The 22218-nt window shown below is 45.4% G+C and carries 15 protein-coding genes; 4 read left to right on the top strand and 11 right to left on the bottom strand.

Going from position 1 to position 22218, the window contains the following annotated elements; translation table 11 throughout:
• Positions 1-9: 9 nt before the first annotated feature.
• The 7 genes from FO440_RS06205 to FO440_RS06175 form a co-directional block, all read right to left on the bottom strand.
• Entirely contained in the window at positions 10-1374 is a 1365-nt protein-coding gene (locus FO440_RS06205; RefSeq protein ID WP_144247344.1) for a sensor histidine kinase, read from the bottom strand.
• Complete coding sequence (locus FO440_RS06200; protein ID WP_144247343.1) at positions 1375-2055, bottom strand: response regulator transcription factor; 681 nt, start codon at positions 2053-2055, stop codon at positions 1375-1377.
• A 64-nt stretch (positions 2056-2119) separates the two neighbouring features.
• Positions 2120-4948 carry an FAD-binding and (Fe-S)-binding domain-containing protein gene (locus FO440_RS06195; RefSeq protein ID WP_144247342.1) on the bottom strand — a complete coding sequence of 943 codons (2829 nt, stop codon included), beginning with the start codon at positions 4946-4948 and terminating at the stop codon, positions 2120-2122.
• 17 nt (positions 4949-4965) lie between these two features.
• Positions 4966-5982, bottom strand: coding sequence for a carbohydrate kinase family protein (locus FO440_RS06190; protein WP_144247341.1), 1017 nt, complete (start codon positions 5980-5982; stop codon positions 4966-4968).
• Between the two features lie 3 nt (positions 5983-5985).
• Complete coding sequence (locus FO440_RS06185; protein ID WP_144247340.1) at positions 5986-6558, bottom strand: D-lyxose/D-mannose family sugar isomerase; 573 nt, start codon at positions 6556-6558, stop codon at positions 5986-5988.
• Positions 6555-7700: a Gfo/Idh/MocA family protein gene (locus FO440_RS06180; protein ID WP_144247339.1), complete on the bottom strand. Its 1146-nt coding sequence runs from the start codon at positions 7698-7700 to the stop codon at positions 6555-6557. The genes FO440_RS06185 and FO440_RS06180 overlap by 4 nt, the downstream gene beginning before the upstream one ends.
• Positions 7701-7727: 27 nt before the next feature.
• Positions 7728-8561, bottom strand: a complete 834-nt coding sequence (locus tag FO440_RS06175; protein WP_144247338.1) for a class I fructose-bisphosphate aldolase — start codon at positions 8559-8561, stop codon at positions 7728-7730.
• Positions 8562-8975: 414 nt separating this feature from the next.
• Here FO440_RS06175 and FO440_RS06170 point away from each other — a divergent pair, with 414 nt between their 5' ends.
• On the top strand, positions 8976-9692 hold the full coding sequence (locus FO440_RS06170) for a GntR family transcriptional regulator (RefSeq protein WP_144247337.1): 717 nt from the start codon (positions 8976-8978) through the stop codon (positions 9690-9692).
• Here the strand turns inward: FO440_RS06170 and FO440_RS06165 are convergent, their stop codons facing one another.
• The 4 genes from FO440_RS06165 to FO440_RS06150 all read right to left on the bottom strand — a co-directional run bounded on the left by FO440_RS06165 (position 9693) and on the right by FO440_RS06150 (position 16237).
• Complete coding sequence (locus FO440_RS06165; protein ID WP_144247336.1) at positions 9693-10310, bottom strand: HAD family hydrolase; 618 nt, start codon at positions 10308-10310, stop codon at positions 9693-9695. It lies immediately after the preceding gene.
• Between the two features lie 99 nt (positions 10311-10409).
• Entirely contained in the window at positions 10410-13718 is a 3309-nt protein-coding gene (locus FO440_RS06160; RefSeq protein WP_144247335.1) for a DUF5107 domain-containing protein, read from the bottom strand.
• 13 nt (positions 13719-13731) lie between these two features.
• On the bottom strand, positions 13732-15078 hold the full coding sequence (locus FO440_RS06155; RefSeq protein ID WP_144247334.1) for a sugar porter family MFS transporter: 1347 nt from the start codon (positions 15076-15078) through the stop codon (positions 13732-13734).
• A gap of 142 nt (positions 15079-15220) precedes the next feature.
• Positions 15221-16237, bottom strand: a complete 1017-nt coding sequence (locus tag FO440_RS06150; RefSeq protein WP_144247333.1) for an aldose epimerase family protein — start codon at positions 16235-16237, stop codon at positions 15221-15223.
• A 194-nt stretch (positions 16238-16431) separates the two neighbouring features.
• On the opposite strand from FO440_RS06150, the gene FO440_RS06145 reads away from it, so the two are divergent.
• The 3 genes from FO440_RS06145 to FO440_RS06135 all read left to right on the top strand — a co-directional run bounded on the left by FO440_RS06145 (position 16432) and on the right by FO440_RS06135 (position 22190).
• Positions 16432-17331: an AraC family transcriptional regulator gene (locus FO440_RS06145; protein ID WP_144247332.1), complete on the top strand. Its 900-nt coding sequence runs from the start codon at positions 16432-16434 to the stop codon at positions 17329-17331.
• A gap of 253 nt (positions 17332-17584) precedes the next feature.
• Complete coding sequence (locus FO440_RS06140; protein ID WP_144247331.1) at positions 17585-19933, top strand: glycoside hydrolase family 95 protein; 2349 nt, start codon at positions 17585-17587, stop codon at positions 19931-19933.
• Positions 19934-19994: 61 nt separating this feature from the next.
• Positions 19995-22190, top strand: a complete 2196-nt coding sequence (locus tag FO440_RS06135) for an alpha-galactosidase (protein ID WP_144247330.1) — start codon at positions 19995-19997, stop codon at positions 22188-22190.
• Positions 22191-22218 lie beyond the last annotated feature (28 nt).

The following is a 22218-nucleotide window of genomic DNA, read 5'->3' as shown; positions in this document are numbered from 1 at the left end:
ATTAGAATGTTAATTTACCCGGTTAAACAGTACCGTAATGCTGGTACCCTCGCCCTCAACCGATTCAATATTGAGCGTGCCATTAAATAGCTGAATGATCTTTTTGGTTACATATAAGCCAATACCGTTACCCGCAAAGTTGTGCGAGTTGTTGCCCCGGTAAAATGATTTAAAAACCAAATCGATATCGTCTTTTGGGATGCCGATACCTGAATCAATGATCTGCATGCGGATAAGTTGCTCATCAGCATAAAAATTGCACTTAACAGGTTTTTGACTTGAAAACTTGAAAGCGTTACCAATTAAATTGTTTAATGCAATAAAAAGTAACTGGTGGTTGGCGGGGATGGTCAGCATGATTTCGTTTTCGGGCATGTGCTCAACATTAACCTGCAGAATACCTGTGCCCAGTTTATAGGCCCAGTAAGATTCTACCTCCCATAACAATTCATCCATCCGCACGGGGCTTTGCTCTGCAATGGTGAACTCCATATCCACCTGGGCCAGCTCCATTAAGCCTGATATGGTATCCCGTAATCTTTCTGATTCTTCTAATACCAGTTGTAGCGTCTTTTTATTTTCTTCAACGCTGCGTTCTTTGTGTAGGGCCAGCTCAACTTCGCCGATTATACTGGTTATGGGTGTACGCAACTCATGCGATGCATTGGCTACATAAGTTCTTTGCAGCTCGAAGGCGTTTTCAAGGTGCTCAAGCAGACGGTTAAAGTTATGCGCCAGTTCACTTATCTCATCACGGCCCCTGCCCTCATTTACCCGCAGGTGCAGGTTGGTTGATTTAATAAGCTGCATTTGCTTTACCACATTTTTAATTGGCGAGAGCGTGTTTTTTGCCAGCCACCGGCTTATTGAAAATAACAATACCGCAACCACCAGGAAGATGATCATCATTGCGTCAAGTATAGCGGATAACTGGTGCCGCCCCTCAATATCATTTGCCGTAACCAGGATAACAAAATTGCCCTGGTTGTCTTTATAGTATATACCTACTATCTGATAATCTTTATCTGTGTATTGCAGGTATTTGTGCCGTCTTACCGCTTCAATGGTTTTGCTGTCCCAGTATTGGTTTTTGTCGTTGATAAAGGCGGCGCTGTTACGGCTGTCATACAGCCTGATCACTTCATTGGGCAGGTTTTTCAGGAACCCGTTCTTTACCCGTATCAACGAATCGGGGGTGATCTCATCAGCCTCTAAATAAAGCTGGGCCGCAATATTGGCCCGGTCTTTTAACTGCGAATAAAAGTGATTATGAACTATAGTGTAAACAGACAGGTAAAGCGACAGCATGACGGCCAGCAAAATGCCCGAGCCTATCAAAGTAAAATAAAGCGAAAGCCTATCCTTTATTTTCACTTAATCCTGTTCTGTTTTAAAGATGTACCCTTTGCCTATTACTGTGTGGATATACTTGTCTGTAAACCCTTTTTCTATTTTGTTGCGCAGGTAGTTAACGTAAACATCAACCACGTTAGTGCCTGTATCGAAAGATATTCCCCATACCTTTTCGGCTATGGTTTGCCGGGTTAGTATCTTGTCATTATTGTGCATCAGCAGTTCAAGCAGGGCGCATTCTTTGGTGGTAAGTATTATTTTACGACCCTCACGCTCAACGGTGTTATTAGCGGTGTTCAGGCTAATTTTGCCCTGTGTGATAACAGGGATATGATCAGAAGTATTACGTCTGAGCAAGGCCTCAACCCGGGCTTGTAGTTCTTTAAGGTGGAATGGTTTAACCAGGTAATCATCTGCGCCAATGTTCAGGCCTTTTACCTTATCGTCAACACTATTCAGCGCTGTGAGCATTAAAATAGGTACGGTTTTGTTTTTCTGGCGGATATGGCGGCAAACCTCAATGCCAGTTAAATAAGGCAGCATAATGTCCAGTATCACCAGGTCATACTGCTTAATGGGGAACTTTTTTACGGCCTGTGCGCCGTCGGTTACAATATCTACTATGTGATGGTTTTCTTCGAGCGCCTTTTTGGTAACGGCCGACACCCGTTCTTCATCTTCAACTAAAAAAATTTGAGCCATATCGTAACAAATATAATACTAATGGCCTATTAAATACTATGGTGATTTTACGCGTGCAGGTAGCCTATTCCGTACACTCATCAACTAGCGCCAGGATGGAATAATAATTCTCGCCCACCGCATCAGATAAGGCTATTTCGCAGGTTTTTGATGAGGAATAATAGCCATCGTAAACATTGGCTTTTACCTCATTTGCTTCGGGCAGGGTGGCAGACCGTGTAAGTTCGGGATGCAGGAAACCCCTGTCGCCTGCCATGCCGCAGCAACCGGCAAAAACAGGCACATCAACTTTAACAGCAAAGTTTTGGGCAATTTTTGTGAACCGGCTTTCCAGTCCCGGCATTTTTTGCAGTGAGCATACCGGGTGCAGGGCAATACGTTCTTTTTTGTTGCTGATATTAATTTGCGGCATCACATAATCATGGATATAGGTAATGCTGTCGATGATTAACAATTGGTCAAACTTAACCTTATTCTCATCTGTCAGAGCAGGCCTGCAATGAGTTAATGTTTGCGTACATGAACTGATGTCCAGTACAACCGGCAACTTACCGCCATCGGTTACCTGCCATAGTTTGGCGACGGTTTCGTTAGCGGTATAGGTATAAGCATCTTTAAATCCTTTTGACGAATAGATCTGCCCGCAGCAATTTTTTTTGATATCGGCAGGTATCACCACATTAATGCCTGCCTTGGCCGATACATCCATAAAGGTTTGCATTACGCCTTTTTGGTTTTTTTCGCGGTCGCCCATAGCGCGCGAGATACATGCCGGGAAATACACCACAGAACGGGTATAAGTATCCTTAAATAAATTGCCCGGAACAGGTTTGGCCAACGCCAGTTGCCCCGACCATAGCGGGAAACCCGGGATAACCTTGCGCAAACCTTTGGTAAGTCTGAACATTGCTTTTTGCCCCAATAATTTATTGATCAATACCCCGGCACCTAATGCAAATTTTACAAGGCTGTAAACCGCTTTAAAATGTTTGGCGGTAAACAGCGCCATTTTATTAGCGGTTTCCGAATGGTTTTCCCGGCGCAGGCGTTTTACCAGGTCGCCGGTGTTAATGTCAACCGGGCAGGCCGTAGCGCACAAACCGTCAACCGCGCAGGTGTCTAAACCTTCGTATTGGTATTGGTGCAGTAATTGGGCATGTTGTGTTTTATTGCCCTGGTTTTTTAGTTTGAGCAATTCGCGGCGTACAACAATACGCTTGCGGGGGGTGAGAGTGATATCACGGCTGGGGCATTTATGCTCGCAAAAGCCGCACTCGATGCAGCGGTCAACTTCTTCTTCAACCTGTGTCAGCTCCTTCAGGTTTTTGATGTGTGCCTGCTTGTCCGCATTGATAATTACGCCGGGGTTTAACAGGTTTTCAGGGTCAATGGCCTGTTTAACCGTTTTCATTACCCGGTAAATGGTTTCGCCCCATTCGGTTTCAACGAAGGGTGCCATGTTGCGGCCGGTGCCGTGCTCGGCTTTTAAGGCGCCGTTATATTTTTTAACAACCAGGTCAACCACATCCTGTAAGAAGATACTGTAGCGGCTTATTTCGTCGGGTGTGTCAAAAGCCTGCGTAACCACAAAGTGGATGTTGCCATCTTTTGCATGGCCAAAAATAATGGCCTTGGTGTAGCCATGTTGTTTAAACAGCAGTTGCAGGTCAGATATCGCGTCGCCCAGCTGATCTACCGGGAAAGCTACGTCTTCCAATATTACCGACGTACCGCTGGCCCTTACCGCGCCCACCGCCGGGAACATTCCCTTACGTACCTTCCAGAACAAAGCCTGCTCTGCGGGTACAGCAGTAAATTCGGCCTTTTGCAACAGTGCGAGATCATCGGCGATGGACAAAAAGGCATCCATCTGTAATTTCAGTTCGGCCTGGGTATTGCCCTGGTACTCTACCAATAAAGCGGCAGCGCTATCAGGCAGTGTTTTGATCACCGCTGGCATGCCCTCAATGTTTTCTATTGATTGCAATGATGCCCGGTCCATTAACTCAACCGCCGCCGCGCCGGATGTGGTTAACGGCGAAATAGCCTGGCAGGCAGAATAAATATCCTTAAAGTATAACATGGCCGTAAGCTTTTCAGGATAATCATCAACGGTATTTAGTACCGCCTCGGCTATAAAGCCGAGCGTTCCTTCGGCGCCTATCAACAGGTGCGCCAGAATATCCATCGGCTCATCAAAATCAATAAAAGCGTTTACCGAATAGCCTACCGTGTTTTTGGTTTGGTATTTTTTGCGGACCTTCTCATAAACTTCCGGATCGCTTAAAATCTGCGCCTTCAGCTCTTTTAAAGTTTGGTAAAGCGCGGCAGATTGCCGTTTAAAACGGGTATAATCCGCAGCTATCTCGGTGCTGTAAATTTGTCCGTTAGGTAAAATAAAACGGATGTATTTTACGGTATGATAAGAGTTTTTACTTACCCCGCAGCACATGCCGCTGGCATTGTTTGACAGGATGCCGCCCATCATGGCCGCATTAATGCTTGCCGGATCGGGCCCTATTTTCTTTTGATATTTTTTTAAATAGGTATTTACATTGGCTCCTATAGCGCCGGGCTTTACCCTAACGGTGTCGCCATTGTTCTCTATAACTACTTTGTTCCAGTGCTGGCTCAGGTCAACCAAAATACCATCTGTAATGGATTGCCCCGACAAACTGGTGCCCGCGGTACGGAATGTAATAGGGATTTGATGCTGTTTTGAAAAAGCGAACAGGCTAACAACTTCATCTTCAGATTTTGGCAATACCACGGCCTGTGGCCGCAAGTAATAAAAGCCCGCGTCGGATGCAGACGCGACCAGGTCGATCAGCTCTGTTTTTATCCGTTCGGCAGGTAAAATGGCCTCCAGTAATTTGCCAATTTTTGACTCCAATTTTTTGTTTATATAGGTTAGATGGCTTCGCGATAGCCAAATTGTTCTGCTAATTTAAGGCATTCTACAGACGGAAGCACACCATCAGACGATGTAGATTCAAATAAGCTTGACGCGGCAGCGCCTACGCCCAGCTCAAGGCAGTCTTTCATGTCCTGGTCATTATGTACACCTATCAGCACCCCTGCGGCAAAGGCATCACCCGCACCCGACGCACCCGCTACCCTGGTTGCCGGGATCTGGATGCTTGGCTGGTAATGCGAGTCGCCCGATTTGCTAATGGCTATTACGCCTTCCGGAAAATGAAGAATTACCCATTTATTTACGCCCATGTTTAACAGCCTTAACGCGGCGTCATAACAGCTTTTTAAAATAATGCTGCCGCCGGGGCCTATGGTTTTTACCCCTGTTATCATACCCGCTTCATATTCATTTACAAACAGGTAATCAATATAAGGCAATGAAGATGGTATCACATCCTTAAAGCGGTCAGACCGTTCGCTAACAATGTCAACGGATGTGATCAATCCATGCTTTTTTGCATTTCCTAAAACTTTTGATGCCCGGCTGGTGCCGTCTGCCTCAATAATATCCAGCTGGTCAAGCAGCAATAAATAACCGAGATGAAAAATTTTATCCTCCGATAAAGAGAAATCAAAATGTTCAATATCCAAAAGGGCATTAGCGCCGCGCTGGTGAAAAAAGGTACGTTTGCCTGTACCCTTAACGCTCATTACATCGGTGTATGAGGTATGGGCATTGCCGGTTTTACGGATCTGGGTGGTGTTTATCCCGAGGTCTTTACAATGGCTGATGATCAGGTTGCCGCGATCATCATCGCCCACCAAACCGACGCCGCTTAACGGAAAATTGGCCTGTAGTTTCCACAGGTCCATGATCACGTTGTAAGCCGAGCCGCCATTGCAGCTGCTTTCTGATAATATGTTTACCAGCTTTTCTTCCTCGGGGAAAACATCAATGAGCTTTACATAGTCAACTATCCAGTTACCGCCAACTAAAATGCCGTTTTTCATTGCTTATTTATCGCTTAGTAATTTTACTATAGGTGTTTCGTCCTCTACGATCTCGGCATAACGCCCGATGTTTTTATCAGCAAAAAAATTATCATTCAGGTCATCATTGGCGGTAGATACCTCGCCGATGATACACTCTTCAGACGTGGGGTAAAACTCATGCCAGATACCCGGCGTGATCGTAACACGTTCGCCGGCTTTCAAATTAATGGTACCGCCTGATTGGATGGTCTGAAAATGCCCGTTCACTTTCATCTGGAAAGTTTCGTCCGTTTCCCCATCAGCCGGATTTTTCGCCCATAATCGAATTGTTAATTCGCCGGTACGGCAAATAATATCTTCTTTCTTTTTTTTATGGGTGTGTGCCGGGGTGGTTTGATCCTTAGCGGCATACATCAGTTTCTCGCAATATTCAGCTTCCTCGGCCAGGTTGATCAGTATCAGTCCAAATTTTGAAAACTCGCCTAAACCAAAGTCGGTTACATCCCATTTGGGTTTAGGGGGCATCGCCCAGCCGTTATTAATAAAAAACAAGCCCGATCTTAATATCGCCTGGTTTATTTCTGATCGTTTCATGCCGGTTGGTATTGGTAATCTACTTTTTCTACTGAAGTATTGGCAAATGATTTAAGCGCGGCGGCAAATACATAATGGCTGTCCACTGCTTCATCAGGAGTTACGCAGCCAAAACGGTTGTTTAAAAATCCCTCGCGCTCGGCCACGTAACCGGCCAGCATCTGCATAAAGCAATCGGCAAAGCCCGGCTCAAAAATGCCACCTGTTATGGTCGGGAAAGGTACGCCTTTAAAACCAAGGTCGGTACGCTGCCAAAACTGTTCGCCCTCAAATTTAAAAGTCCATAAGGTTTTGGTGTCTTTGGTGCTGTATTTTACACCGCCCTTAGTGCCAAATATTTCAATGTACCAGGTATTGGTCTCGCCGGGGGCAATGCGTTTCATCTCTAACAGCATGGGGATCTGTTTGCCGTCAATGGTTACCTGTGTATTTAAAGTAGCGTTGTTCCAGGTATCGCAAACGGCCATGCCGCCTTTACCGTCGGGCCGCTCAGTTACTATTTTTTGCAGGTTGGCGTACACCAGTTCAGGCTTCCAACCTAATCGTAAAGGCACATGCAGCACGTGCATTCCCAGGTCGCCCATTACACCTATTTCACCACAAAATTTAACCTGCCTTTTCCAATTAATGGGTTTGGTTGGGTCAATATCGCTCGAGTGTAAAAAGCCCGCCTTAACCTCAATGATCTCGCCAATACGGCCAGACTTCACTTCTTCAATAACCCTTTGCGGTCCGGGTAAGAACGGCATTTCAGAACTGCAACGTACAAATCGGCCAAGTTCTTCAGCCTTATCCCTGATAGCCAGCGCGGCCTCGAGGCCTATCCCAAAAGGTTTCTCTGCAAGCAGGTCCTTGCCGGCTTCAAGCACTTCCAAATAAAACTCTTTATGCAGGTTATGCGGGAGGGCCACGTACACTACATCAATATCCGCGCGGCCAAGCAGCTCTTTATAGTCGGTGGTCAGCAGCTCAACCGTCGGGATGTTTTTGTACCAGGCTAACACCTGTTCATTTAAATCGCAAACCGCTTTAAGCGCAACATTCACCGGAAAATCATTAAGCGCGAACCAGCGGCCAAACGCGCTGGCCGCCTCTTTGCCCATCAGGCCACCGCCGATAATGCCAATATTGAGTGTTTTCATTAATGCTTTATTAGTATAAAGTTGGTATTAACTGTTTAACAGATGCATTACATCGGCAGGTTTTGCGCCATCGTGCACAATAGCCATCAGGGCTTTGGTCATACCGGCCGGGTTAGCGTGTTGTATTACATTGCGGCCATAAACAATGCCTTTTACGCCTTGCTGCATCAGCCCGTAAGTGCGGTCCATAATTTCCTGGTCGCTGGCTTTACCGCCGCCTCGCACCAATACCGGGATGTTCCCGGCTATTTCAACCACGCGGTGGTATTGGGTTACATCGTCGGTCGGATCCGCTTTGATAATATCGGCACCCAGTTCAACACCCTGCCTAACCAGCGGAATGATCTTTTCAGGGTCACCGTTTACCATATAGCCACCTGCTTCTGTATTGGGGCGGAAAACCAATGGTTCTATCATCAACGGCATGGCATATTGCTCGCAAACCGGTTTTATTTTAAGGATGTTTTGGATACACTGGTCCGCTACCTCAGGCTCGCCGGGGATACTAAACAGGTTCACCACCACGCAGGTAGCGTCAAGCCTTACCGCCTGCTCAACCGGGTTCTCTATCATCCTGCTGAAAAGCGCTCGCGGCAGGTCTTTACCATACACGTTAGCCACATCGGTACGTAAAACCAATGATGGTTTATAACGGCCGGGGATGGATTGTAAATATTGCGCCTGCCCAATGGTAAGCTGTATAGCGTCGGGCGCGGCGTCTACCAATACGTCAACCGCTTTTTGTATATTTTCTATGCCGTTTAAAAACGGGTGTTCGTTAAAAAATCCGTGATCTATAGCCACATCAAAGCAATTGCCCGACCGGCCGTTAAATAATCTGTTTAATCTGTATGACTTCATTTCTCAAAGATATATTTTTAAAGGTTGTGTAGACAAGGTGATAGATAATGCATTATATAATAATTTTCCTTTTAGGATAATTTAAAGCCATATCTTTTTAAGATATTGTATCAGGTTTATAATGATTGCCAATTGGTTTAATGCCGCACTCCATATTACCACATTTTTTTGAAAACCAAAATACCTGTTGAAACATTATTTTTAAAAACACTAAAACCGCAACATTGTTGTATTTACTATTGACGCATAATTGATTTTATTTGAACGGCATTCGCGGTGCGGCACGGTTTATAATAACCAAACGTAGAAAAAACATCTTGTATATACAAGTTAAATTAAAAAGTTTTTAAAACCTTGCCCACAGTGATTTAAACAGAACATTTATTACATTTGTTGTTAACCATAACCTGATCTATGAGCAAAAAGGAAGTTGTGCATCTGTATAAAAAAGTAATTGAAGACCTGAAGTCTTTGATAGAGAAGGGGGAGTACAAAAAAGGCGACCTGCTGCCATCAGAAAATGATCTCTGCAAATCATACGATACCACAAGGGTTACCATAAGGCAGGCGCTATCTGCTCTTGCCAATCAGGGGTATATCACCAGGAAACATGGTAAGGGGAGTATCGTATCTGAACCTAAAACCGGCCTGGGCATACTTTCATTAAGCGGCGTTACCGCGGGTGTTGGCGATCAGAAATTAACTACATCTATTTTACAGAAACCCATTAAACGGGAATGGCCCGACAATTTTTTTTATAAATTGGATGAACGTGAAAGCGACGCAGGATGTATTTTCTTTTCGAGGTTAAGGTTTATCAATAGTGTGCCTGTTTTGTACGAAGAAACCCATATCACCAATATCGACCTGCCGCACTTTTCGTCAAGGAACCTGGAGAACAGGTCTTTATTTAAAATATTGAAGGATAACTACAAGATAGAAGTAAAAGAGGGCGAACAAAAGATCTGGGCCATACATGCCGATAAAAACATAAGCGCCTTACTTAATATAAAAACTACGCATCCTATAGTACACATGAAAAGGCGGTTGCAAACCAACAACAAAGAGCTGCGGATCTACTCGTCTTTATATTGTAATACGGAAGAAAACTTTTTGCAAGACAGCTTTTGATTAGTAAAGCTGATCTATCCTGATCCAGTCCATGCCGGCAGCTATGGCAGATTGTACGCCGGGGTCGCCATCTTCAAATACCAGGCAGTCTTTTGGTTCGATGCCTAATTTTTGGGCTGCTGCTGAAAACGGGTCGGGGAATGGTTTGCCATGTGGGGTTTCGCCGGCACAAACCAGGGTTTCAACCAGGTTGGCTATGCCTAATATGTTCAAAGTTTTTTCAACCGCCTCGCGTGATCCGCCTGAAACTACCGCGATCCGGACCTTACCAACATGCGCTTTAAGGTGGTCAACTACGTGCTCAACTGGTGTTATGTGGTTGATGTACTCATCGTGATACAGCTTTTGGCGGATCTCGGCAAACTCTTCGGGGTTCATATTTGAACCATAACGCTTATTGATCTCGGCCACTACGGCAGGTACCGGCCATCCGGCCAGTTCATCTATGATCTCGCCGGTTATGGTTACGCCATTGTCTGCCGCTACTTTAATATAAGTAAGCGCATGTGCAGGCATGTTGTCGGCAAGGGTACCATCGCAATCATACAAAAATGCTTTATAGTGGCCCGTGCTTTTGTTTACCAGTTTGTCGTATTTAGATAGTTCTGCTGTTTCCATAGCCCGCAAAATTAAAAAAATTGGCCTATGGTTTTGTAAAATGCCTGTAAACATAGCGATGGGTTTTAAACCCATCGCTATGTTTAAATGAAGAGCCTGTTATAAAGCCTGCGGCACTGCTAATTTTAAATGCAGGTTAGCGCCAAAATGTTCGGCATCTAAAGCCATTACTTCGTTAAAGGCTTTGCTTGCTTCGTCATATTGCTCAAGCCCCAAATAGCCTAAGCCCTGTATGTATAAGCAATGTGCCCGGTTTCGGATATCCAGGTCATCATCAAAGATCAACAGGTTGGGTAACGATACGGCGAAATAATCTATCTTAACCGTATCATTTAAGTGTTGTTTACCAAATGCTACCAGTTTGTTAAAGATCTGTGTTGCCCTTTCTGCATCACCCAGCTTTTTCCAGGCGAGGCCCTGGTAAAAGATTTTGTCGGGCTGCTGGTCGTTATAAAATATGGCGGCCGATGGTTCTGACAATCCCATGGTCGCTTCGCGGAAATATTTTTGTGCCGGTAAGGTTTCGTTCAGGCCCTCGTAAGCGCTGCCCAGCCAATAAAATATATCATTCTCTGCCGCGCCGAATAGCTTACCCTCGCCTAAATTATGCGGATAGGTTTGCGCCTGTTGTAGAAGATCAATAGCGCCGCCAAAATCCTTGTTATTCAGTTTTTCTCTGGCGATCTCAACCAAACTATAAACATACTGACCCGATGCTTTACCTTCGCCGCCTTCCCATGGGTGAAACTGTCTCTGGGTGATCAGTTGCAAAGCCTTTTTAGGGTCACCTAAGAAATTATAAAGCGCGGCGCGTTCCAGGTAAATATCATCACGCTCTGTGGTGGTGGTTAAGTTATCTTCTAATAATTTAAGCCGCTCTGTTGGTGCAATGTTAAGGCGTTTGTACAGTTGGTCCAACTCCTTTAAGATGCGTGCGTCGGTTCTGTCGAGCGCATAGGCTTGCTCGAAATAGGCTACGGCCTTTTCATGCTCATTGCGCTTATTGAAATAGGCTATGGCCAGGTTGCGCAAAACAGTAGGGAATTTATTATCCAGTTTTGCCGAGGCTTCCCAGGCAGAGATCGCTTCGTCATACTGGCGTTTATCATACCACAAATTACCTAAGTAATACGGCGCTTTTGCATCAGCCGGGTTTAATTGTGATGCCAATTGCAGCACCGCGATATCCTCTAACCTATCAGGGAAGCAAAGGTATGAGTCGGCCGCTGCTGCTTTTTTCAATAGTTCTATTGCTTCGTTTGTTTCGCCCGATTGCTGCTTAAAATAAGCCAGGTAATAATAAACCATCGGGTTGGTTGCATCGCCGGCTATGGCGTGGCGTAGTAAGTCGAATGCCTCGGTATACAGGCCGGCGTTAGCATAGTCCAATGCGTACTCGATAAAGTTTTGGCTCCAGCCACGCGATAGTTTAAGCAGATTATCCAAATGATTTTGTCCATCGCCGGCAAAGTATAATTCAAATAAAGCGCCCAAATTAAAGGCATCGCGCTTTAGCGCATATTTAGACGCGGCGATGGCATCAGCTGTTTTATCTGATTTGCGATAAGCGGCAGACTGCAATACATAAGCCTTACTGTTATTGGCATTACGATCAATAGCCGATTGGATATGATCCGCTGCCAGCTCATAATCACCGTTAACCAGGTCTAACTGCGCCACCATAAAGTAGCCGCTGTCTTTCCAGGCGTTACTCCATGTAGCTTTATAAAAAGCCTCGTAAGCCTCTGCATTTTTACCCTGGAATTTTAATGACAGTCCTAAATTATAATGCGGTTCGCTGTCATACGGGTTTGGGTTACGCTGAATGCCGGTCTCTACCGCTTTGCGAAAATACGGCTCGCTTTTGGCAAACTGCCCGCGGCGCAGGTACCATAAACCCAAAGCATTGTTGTTACGGATATCCTTAGGATCACGGCGCAAAGCTTCTTCATAATAAGGTACCGGGCTGTATGTTGCGTGGCGATATTGCTCTAAATGCTGCCCGGTTAAAAACAGCTGTTCTGTATTTTCAACATCCTCAGGCTGCAGGGCAGGTTTTGCCGCTTCGGGCATTTTATTTACTTTGTTAGCTGCCGGTTCGTAACGCAACAGTTCTTTACCTTGTGCGGATGTAACAGTTAACAATAAACGGTTCTCATCTATTTTACCGGCATTAATGCTTTTTACAAATACCTGCTCAGGAATAATGTCTGTTACTTCTTCAAACAGGGTTTTACCCTCATAACTTAGCTTTACTTTCAGCGCTTTTTGCTCGCCGGTTACGTACACTTTAAGTTCGATATTGCCGTCTGCGTAGTTAAGCGCTAATAAAATATCCTTGCTGGCATTTTTGATTACGCCCAACTCGCGGTAAGGCATAAAGTATTGGGTAAAGTGCTTTTCTTCATTCGGCATCAACCAGGTAAAATCAGGCTGGTTGTCGGTGAACATGCCGGTCATCAGTTCAATGTATGGGCCGTCCTCGTCGGTAAGGTTTCTGTCCCAGGCTACACCAAAATCAGAGTGTCCCCAGGTCCACTGCTTTTTGCCAGGTGATACATGGTGATTAGCCACATGTAATAAACCAGCCTGGCTGTCATGCTCATATCCGCCCACAAAATCATAAGCCGAGTTGATAGCCATATAAGACGTAGGCACCGGGATATTTTTATAACGAGAAATATCCGTACCCGGCGAGTAGTCTACCTTATAATAAGTTCCGGTAGCGATAGGGAAGGTAGATACATCGCGCTTGCCGTGATCAAACACCGCGTTCACGTCCGGCGGGAAAACCGACTGGTAATCGTCATTAACTTTTACAGCCGGGTTTGCCCACCATAAAAAAGTTTGCGGCAATGCCGAGCGGTTAAACAGTTTGGCTTTAATTTCAATGTAGGCTTTATCCAGGTGCAGGGTAAAACCTGTCATACCCTTGGTGTGGAACATCCGTTCAACCTCATTGGTCCAGATGGTTTTGCTGCCGTCGGCGTTCTCTTCTATCTTGTAATCTACCGGCTCAAAAGTGCTTGGGCGGTGGTGTTGCGGCCAGTTAAATTCAATGCCGCCCGAGATCCACGGACCTGTCAAACCTACCAGCGCGGGTTTGATCACCTGGTTATAATACACAAAATGGCGTTCCCTTATTTTATCATAAGCCATCTGGATACGGCCGCCAAGCTCGGGCAGGATCAGCATTTTGATGTACTTATTTTCCAAAAAAAGGCCAATGTATTCTTTGTCTTCTTTCTCGTCGTAGATCTTCTCGATCACAGGGTTGGGGTAAACCTTGCCGCTGCTGCCCTGGTAAACCCGTTTCTCAAAAAACATAGGGTTTTTATCGGGTTTGCCAATGCCATAGGTGGGGATAGTTACTTTTTCTTCCCAGATATTTACATACAGGTCGCTCATGTTAATATATTACTTAGTGTCTTATTAAATTGTCTTCCAGCTCTTCCAAAGTCTGACCCTTGGTTTCTTTAACTTTTGTTTTGATGAATAAAAATCCGCAGAAACAAATAACCGCGTACAGGTAAAACGGACCATAAGTGCCCAGCACTTTGGCCAGGATAGGGAACGTAAATACCAGAATAAAATAGGCGCCCCAAAGCGATACCACGGCCACGGTTGATGCCTCGCTGCGGATCTTGTTAGGGAAAATTTCTGAAATAAGCACCCAGGTTATGGGTGCTATGGATATGGCGTAGGTACTGATGGCTAATAAAACCAGGATGGATACCAACCCGGCCGCCGCGTGGCTCTGTAATAGAAATGCTAACGCGATGTATAATAATGATAAACCTAACGAACCGATCAACATTAAAGGCCTGCGGCCCAGCTTATCCACCTGCCACATGGCCAGCAGCGTAAACAAAAGGTTTACAATGCCGATAGATACCGTTTCAAAAAGCTGTTGGTTTAAGCTTGAACCTACCGACGCGAATATGGTAGAGGTATAATTAAATACCACGTTAATGCCGCAAAACTGCTGGAACACCGCCAGCGTAATACCCACCAATACGGCAGGGCGAACGCTTTTTTCAAACACGGCTTTATAGCTTTGTTTACTGTTACCGCCGGCTAATGATTTCTCTATCGCTTTTAAAGTGGTGTCTACAAATGCCACCGCGCCAATGCGGCTCAATACCGATTTGGCTTTTTCGGGCTGGCCGGCCTTCATAAGCCAGCGCGGGCTTTCGGGCAACCAGATCACGCCCAATAAAAATATGGCCGATGGGATAACACCCAATCCAAACATCCATCGCCATGCATCAGCGCCGGTATCGGCTAAGAAATAATTACATAGGTTGGTGATCAGAATGCCCAGTACCACCGTAAGCTGGTTAATTGCTACGTTACGTCCGCGCACGGCGGCGGGCGAGATCTCGGCAATGTACATAGGGCAAAGCATGGATGCCATGCCTACACCGATACCCGCGGCAAAACGCATTACCACAAAATATACCAGTCCTTTTGATAAAGCGATACCCAGCGACGATACCGCGAAAATAGCCGCGGCTACCATCAGGCCCGGCCTGCGGCCGTACTTTTCGGCAATGTTACCGGCTATCAGGCAGCCGGCTATACAGCCCAGCGCCAGCGATCCCGTCAGGAAACCTTCCCATAGTGGGTCGAGCGCAAACTCTTTGCGTAAAAATGGCAGTGCGCCGGATATCACTGCAAAATCAAACCCGAACAGGTAACCGCCCAGTGCTGATATGAAGGAGATGCCGATGATGTAAACGCTGTTAAACTGTTTGGTTTGATTCATTGGTTTATATTTTGGTTTTGTATTGGTTTTATCTGCATCGCAGGGTCCTCTTTGAGAGACCCTGCGGGGACGTTAATGTACATCAATTTAAAGTGCCCATTTTTTGGAGTGAGGTAAGCTTTATGACGTAAGATCAGGTTTCTCATAAAAGGCCGAATTTGAAGGTAATAAACTGGCTGTACATATGGTGTTTAGGCAGCATAGCCGATGGGAAACCGGGTTTATTCATGCTGTCGGGATAAAGCTGGCATTCCAGGCAAAGGCCCTCAAACGGCTGGCAGTAGCGGTTGTTATGGTTAAAATGTTTGCTGTTTAAATAGTCGCCCGTGTACAAAAATATGCCGGGATTAGAAGTGTTTACAGTTAAGGTCCGGCCCGATGATTGGTCCGTCAATTTAGCAGCGAACTGGTTTGCGGCTACCTTATCCTTATCTAAAATATAGTACGAATTGACACTTTTAATGTTATCGTCCCCGTCCCTCAAACTATCACCTGTAAAAGCAACATCGGCAGGTGTAATTTCGCCTGTCGGGATATAGTTGCTGCCTGCGGCTACGATGTTATCCGCGCTGATCTCAAGGCGATGGTCGGCAATGTTCAGGTCGCCGTTTGACAGATTAAAATAAGCGTGATTGGTAAAATTTGCAAAGGTGTCCTGGTCGCTCACCGCTTTGTAATGGATCAGCAGTTCATTGTCATCACTCCATTTATAAGTTACCCGCAGGCTTAAATTGCCGGGGAAACCGCCATCTCCATCATTGCTGTGCAGCACAAAAACCAATTCGTCAGGATTTACTTCAAAACCAAACACCTTGCTGTTAAAACCGCCTGATCCGCTATGGTTTGAATTGATACCATCATTAGCTTCCAATTGATAAATGTTGCCGTTTAATGTGAACCGGGCATTACTGATACGGTTGGCGTAGCGGCCGATGGTAGATCCGATATAACAATTATCATCCAGGTACCCCTCCAAATTAGGGAAGCCGATAATGACATTTCCGGGCACCGAGTTTTTATCGGGCACAACCACGCTTACCAGCGTAGCGCCGTAATTGGTCACCTCGACAAAAGCGCCCGTGCTGTTTTCAAGCTTAAACAGGTAAATATCTTCGTTATGTACAGTTCCCCATGCTTTACGGGTGATGCTTTTACTCATAATTTATTGCGTACAGAATATTTATAATCGGCTGATAAAAGTAGCAGGGGCCGGTAAATTTAAAAATGGACAAAGTTTACTATTAAATGGACAATATTATCATAACATTAAAATGTTACAAGCGGTATTTTTTATCTTAGTAGTTGAAAATGTACATTTGATGCACTATCAGCGCCAACATAAGCCGGGCTATAATGAACAATATTACTCAAATCAATAAAAAAATAAAGGAAGGGTTTATTGGCCAGCGGATGATTGTTTTGCCGCCGAACGTTAAGCGGTCCATTGTAAATAACCCGCTGATAAAGAACCTGTACTTAACGGCCATTGGCTATTACCCCAAAGCCATATACCATGACCGTGAAAGAAAGACCGGCAGCAACCAGTATATATTATTATACTGTGTGGACGGCGAGGGCGATGTATACCTGAACGACGAGGTTTACAACCTTAAACCCAATACGTTTATCATTATCCCTAAAAATGTTGGGCACCGGTATAAAAGCGCCAATGTTAATCCCTGGAGTATTTATTGGGTACACTTTAGCGGCTTAACTGCCGATGCGCTCTATGAAAGATCGACGGAACAGGACGCGCCCTGTGTACATGCTATCCCGTATGATGAGAGCCGTATAAAATTATTTGACCAGGTATACGCCATACTGGAGCATAGCTTTCATGAAAAAGAAATGGAGATCACCAATTTATACCTGCAGCATTTTATTGCCTCGCTGGTGTATTATAAGCAGTTAAACCCGGTGACGTATGATACCGATTCGGTAAGTATCTCTATCGCTTACATGAAAAAGAATATCCAGAAAAAGCTGCTGATAGAGGACCTTGCCTCGCAGCGCGGTATTTCGGTATCGCATTATTCAAGGTTGTTCCATCAAAAAACGGGGTCATCGCCCATCAATTATTTTAACCTGTTAAAGATCCAGGCATCATGCCAGCACCTGTATTTTACCGACCGCAGTATCAAAGAAATTGCCACTACGCTGGGGTTTGATGACCAGTATTATTTCTCGCGCTTATTTAGCAAACTGATAGGGATGTCGCCTTTAAAATATCGTAAAATTCACAAAACAAGATAAAAAAGTGTACCAAACTGTATCTTGAGGTCAGGATTGAAAATTCAATTATTTGTATTTCAGTTTATTACAAAAACGGGTGTATCAAAGTGTATCATTGGGACACATTCAGTTTGGTACACCTGTTACAATATCAAAAGATACGATTGTCCATCTTTAAAATCTTTTTGTCTATTTTTAGAACCTGTATTTTACTATAGAATTGTAAGCTGATTATAAACCAATTTCTTTCTTGCGTAAAATAACATCACAACTAATGAACTTAAAGAACTTAGCGCCTGTTGTACTCTGTTTCGTATTAACATCGGCCAGCCTGTTTGCACAAAAGCAGCCATTAAGGTTGCATTACGATAAACCTGCCGCCAACTGGGAGCAAACCCTGCCTCTGGGCAACGGCCGTTTAGGGATGATGCCTAACAGCGATATCAGCGACGAGAAGATCGTGCTGAACGATATCACGCTTTGGTCGGGCTCGGTACAGGATGCAAACAATTACGATGCATACAAGAAGCTGCCCGAGATCCGTGAACTACTCCTGGCCGGCAAGAACGTAGAGGCGCAAAACCTGATAGACAAGGACTTTGTATGCAAAGGCCCGGGATCGGGTGGCAGGCAATGGGGCTGTTTCCAGGTATTGGGCACGCTTGATCTACAGTTTGATTACGGCAGTGCCGATGCTTCAAAATATACCAATTACCAGCGCGAGCTGTCATTAGATAACGCCATAGCCAAAAGCTCATACCAGCTTGGTGGCGTAACCTACAAACGCGAGTACTTTACCAGCTTTAGCGGCGATGTGGATGTGATCAGGCTCACCGCCGACAAGCCGGGTAAGCTGAACTTCAATATCAACATTAGCAGGCCCGAGCGTTCAACCACCAGCACCAAGGGTAACACCTTGCAGATGGAGGGCCGCTTAGACAACGGTACCGACGGCAATGGTATGCAATACATAGCCAATGTTAAAGCCAAACTAACCGGCGGAACGCTGACAAGCACAAGCAATAGCCTGGTAATAAAGAACGCTACAGAGGTTGTCATCTATATATCCGCCACTACCGATTTTAGAAGCCCGAACTTCAAAGCTAAAATGGCGCAGAACTTAAGTGCCGCCATGAATAAGTCTTATAACCAATTAAAACAGGAGCACACAGCCAAATTCAAGAAGCTGTTTGACCGCGTGAGTGTTGACCTTGGTAAAAGCAATGACGATGAAACTACCGATCAGCGGCTGATCAGCTTTCATAACAACCCGGATAATGATAAACTGCTGCCGGTGCTGTTTTACCAGTATGGCCGCTACCTGAGTGTTTGCAGTACCCGTGTGGGTCTGCTGCCGCCAAATTTGCAGGGGCTTTGGGCCAACCAACTGCATACCCCATGGAACGGCGATTATCACCTGGATGTGAACGTACAGATGAACCATTTCCCGGTTGAGGTTTCTAACCTGTCAGAATTGAACCTGCCACTGGTTGAATTGGTGCGCGGCATGGTAAAGAACGGTGAACGTACCGCTAAAGCCTACTACAATGCCGATGGCTGGGTTGCCCACGTGATCACCAACATTTGGGGCTGGACAGAGCCCGGCGAAAGCGCCTCATGGGGGATAACCAAGGCCGGTTCAGGCTGGTTATGCAGCAACCTGTGGGATCATTACGCATTTACCGACGATAAGGCTTACCTTAAAAGCATTTACCCGATATTGAAGGGCTCGGCGCAGTTTTACAACAGCATATTGGTTAAAGACCCTAAAAGCGGGTATATGGTTACGGTACCATCATCATCGCCTGAGAATAGCTTTATGATGCCTGACGGCAGTGGCCGCCACGCCAGTATCTGCATTGGCGCTACCATTGACAACCAGATCATGCGCGAGCTGTTTGCCAACGTTATCAACGCGTCAGAAACGCTGGGTGTAGACGTGGCTTTCCGCGATCAGCTAAAGAAAAGACTGACAGAGATCCCGCCGGCAGGCATCATCAGCAAAGATGGCCGGATCCAGGAATGGCTGGAAGATTATGCCGAAACCGAACCGACACACAGGCACGTATCACACCTGTATGGTATTTACCCCGCATCAGAGATCACCGCCGATGGCACACCCGAATTGGCCGAGGCCGCAAAGAAAACCTTAAACGTAAGGGGCGATGATGGCCCGAGCTGGTCAATAGCCTATAAACTGTTATTCTGGGCCAGGCTGCATGACGGTAACCGCGCGTTCAAGTTGTTCCATGAGCTGATGAAACCGGTAACTGCAACAGGCATAAATTACTCGGCTGGTGGTGGCATTTACCCTAACCTGTTATCAGCCGGTCCGCCGTTCCAGATAGACGGTAACTTTGGCGCCTGCGCGGGTATTGCAGAAATGCTGGTGCAAAGCCATGAGGGCTATATTAACCTGCTGCCTGCTATCCCGGATAGCTGGAAGGCGTCGGGCAGCGTTAAAGGCCTGAAGGCTCGGGGTAACTTTACGGTAGATATGGACTGGAAAGACGGAAAGGTAACCAGCTATAAAATAACATCGCCGCAGGCCAAAAAAGTAAGAGTTAAGGTTAATGGTAAAATTCAGTTAATTAATAGCCGTAAAAGTTTACTTTTAATTTAAACTGATTATTTAATTATGCGGATAAGAACCTGCACCCAATATTGTATATAATATATAAACCATGAAATTGAAATCTTCATTTGTTGTTCTTCCACTGGCGTTAATGGCGCTGTCAAAAAGCGGCGCGCTGGCACAAACGGTTACCATCCCTATTGAAACCAACAAGAACGCGTTGGTTTTAGAGGCTGATGATAAACACGATCTGAGCACCATTTACTTTGGCCCCAAACTAGCAGACGGCAAAGAATATAACCACCTTTCGGCAGCCTATGGTAAAGATAATGACTATACAGGGCTAATGGCTTCGGCCTATGCCCCGGCGGGATCACGTAACTTATTAGAGCCGGCCATTGCCATTACACATGCCGACGGCAACCAATCGCTCGACTTGAAATATGTTAGCCATAAGGTTGATAAGGTAAGCGACGATGTGAGTTTACTTTCTATCGTACTCAAAGACCAGGTGTACAATACTGAGGTTACACTTTATTACAAATCATATTTTAAAGATGATGTGATTGAGCAGTGGAGCACTATCCGCAATGGCGAAAAAGGAACTATTGTTTTAAACAAGTTTGCATCAGCCGATCTGTACCTGAAAGCCGGCTCATTCTTTTTAACACAATATCATGGTGATTGGGCCAAGGAGATGCGCCCTGAAACTTCGCAGATAACTCATGGCATTAAAACGCTTGACAGCAAGTTAGGCACGCGTGCCGATCTGTTCCAACCGCCGGTATTTATGGTATCGATGGATAAACCGGCTACCGAGGATGAGGGCACTGTTTTATATGGCTCGATTGAGTGGAGCGGTAACTACCGCACCGACCTGGAGCTTGATCCTGAAAATAACCTGCGCATCATATCAGGCATTAACAATTACGCGTCGGCTTACCAATTAAAGGCTAATGAAAGCTTTACTACGCCGCCGTTCCTTTCCGTACTATCGGCAAATGGTAAAGGCGAGGCCAGCCGCAAGCTACAGCACTGGGCACGCAACTATAAATTGCTTGATGGTAACGGCAGTCGTTTAACCCTGTTGAACAACTGGGAGAGTACTTACTTTGATTTTGATGAAACCAAGCTGGCTGCATTACTTAAAGATACCAAGAAACTGGGCGTAGATATGTTTTTGTTAGACGATGGATGGTTTGGCAACAAATATCCACGTAACGGCGACCACTCAGGTTTGGGCGACTGGCAGGAAACCAAAACCAAACTGCCAAATGGCATTGCCTCACTGGTAAAGGGGGCAGGCGATAATGGCGTAAAGTTCGGTATCTGGATAGAGCCTGAAATGGTAAACCCTAAAAGCGAGCTTTATGAAAAACACCCGGACTGGGTAATTAAGCAACCAAAGCGCGACGAATACTATTTCCGTAATCAATTGGTGTTGGATCTGGCTAACCCTACCGTGCAGGATTTTGTTTATGGTATCGTCGATAATCTGTTCACCCAAAACCCGGCGCTTGCTTACATTAAATGGGATTGCAACGCGGTTATCTATAACGCTTATTCGGCATATTTAAAAAAGGATCAGTCGCAGTTTTATGTGGATTATATGAAAGGTCTGTATAACGTGTTGTCACGTATTCGTACCAAGTATCCAAAGGTGCCTATGATGCTGTGCTCTGGCGGTGGCGGCCGTGTTGATTATAATGCGCTACAATACTTCACTGAATTTTGGCCAAGTGATAATACAGACCCGCTTGAACGTGTGTTTATACAATGGGAGTACTCATATTTTTATCCATCAATAGCAAGCTCAAACCACGTGACTGATTGGAGCAAGCTGCCGATCAAATATCGTGTAGATGTGGCCTCAATGGGTAAATTGGGTTTTGATATTGTTATCAGCAAATTGCCTGAAAACGACCTGAAATTTGTTCAAAATGCAGTAACAAACTTTAACGGTTTTAAGGACGTAGTTTGGCATGGCGATCAATACCGTTTGCTTGATCCGCGCGAAAACCCTGTGGCTTCCGTAGCTTATGTTAATGAAGCTAAGACCAAAGCCATTATGTTTAACTACCTGGTGAATTACCGTTATGACGAGGGCAGCAAAGCACCTATCCGACTGAAAGGGCTGGACCCCGCTAAACAATATAAGGTAAAAGAGATCAATCTTTACCCTGGTACTAATTCGGGAGTTGACGAGAACCAAACTTACACCGGCGATTTCCTGATGAAAGTGGGGATCAACCCGAAAGTTAACTCGGGCCGCAGCAGTGTAGTGCTGCAGTTGGACGCACAATAAACAAAAAGGGCGGTGACTATAAATCACC

Origin of the sequence: Mucilaginibacter corticis, assembly GCF_007558865.1 — a bacterium.
In the GTDB taxonomy this organism is placed as follows: domain Bacteria; phylum Bacteroidota; class Bacteroidia; order Sphingobacteriales; family Sphingobacteriaceae; genus Mucilaginibacter; species Mucilaginibacter corticis.
Note: the sequence above shows the minus strand (reverse complement) of the source record. Positions and strands in the feature narration are given on the sequence as shown.

What these genes read in the sequence shown, in the direction of transcription:
- FO440_RS06200 (WP_144247343.1), bottom strand. Translation starts at nt 2,055, where the DNA reads ATGGCTCAAATTTTTTTAGTTGAAGATGAAGAACGGGTGTCGGCCGTT.
- FO440_RS06190 (WP_144247341.1), bottom strand. Translation starts at nt 5,982, where the DNA reads ATGAAAAACGGCATTTTAGTTGGCGGTAACTGGATAGTTGACTATGTA.
- FO440_RS06185 (WP_144247340.1), bottom strand. Translation starts at nt 6,558, where the DNA reads ATGAAACGATCAGAAATAAACCAGGCGATATTAAGATCGGGCTTGTTT.
- FO440_RS06180 (WP_144247339.1), bottom strand. Translation starts at nt 7,700, where the DNA reads ATGAAAACACTCAATATTGGCATTATCGGCGGTGGCCTGATGGGCAAA.
- FO440_RS06175 (WP_144247338.1), bottom strand. Translation starts at nt 8,561, where the DNA reads ATGAAGTCATACAGATTAAACAGATTATTTAACGGCCGGTCGGGCAAT.
- FO440_RS06170 (WP_144247337.1), top strand. Translation starts at nt 8,976, where the DNA reads ATGAGCAAAAAGGAAGTTGTGCATCTGTATAAAAAAGTAATTGAAGAC.
- FO440_RS06165 (WP_144247336.1), bottom strand. Translation starts at nt 10,310, where the DNA reads ATGGAAACAGCAGAACTATCTAAATACGACAAACTGGTAAACAAAAGC.
- FO440_RS06160 (WP_144247335.1), bottom strand. Translation starts at nt 13,718, where the DNA reads ATGAGCGACCTGTATGTAAATATCTGGGAAGAAAAAGTAACTATCCCC.
- FO440_RS06155 (WP_144247334.1), bottom strand. Translation starts at nt 15,078, where the DNA reads ATGAATCAAACCAAACAGTTTAACAGCGTTTACATCATCGGCATCTCC.
- FO440_RS06150 (WP_144247333.1), bottom strand. Translation starts at nt 16,237, where the DNA reads ATGAGTAAAAGCATCACCCGTAAAGCATGGGGAACTGTACATAACGAA.
- FO440_RS06145 (WP_144247332.1), top strand. Translation starts at nt 16,432, where the DNA reads ATGAACAATATTACTCAAATCAATAAAAAAATAAAGGAAGGGTTTATT.
- FO440_RS06140 (WP_144247331.1), top strand. Translation starts at nt 17,585, where the DNA reads ATGAACTTAAAGAACTTAGCGCCTGTTGTACTCTGTTTCGTATTAACA.
- FO440_RS06135 (WP_144247330.1), top strand. Translation starts at nt 19,995, where the DNA reads ATGAAATTGAAATCTTCATTTGTTGTTCTTCCACTGGCGTTAATGGCG.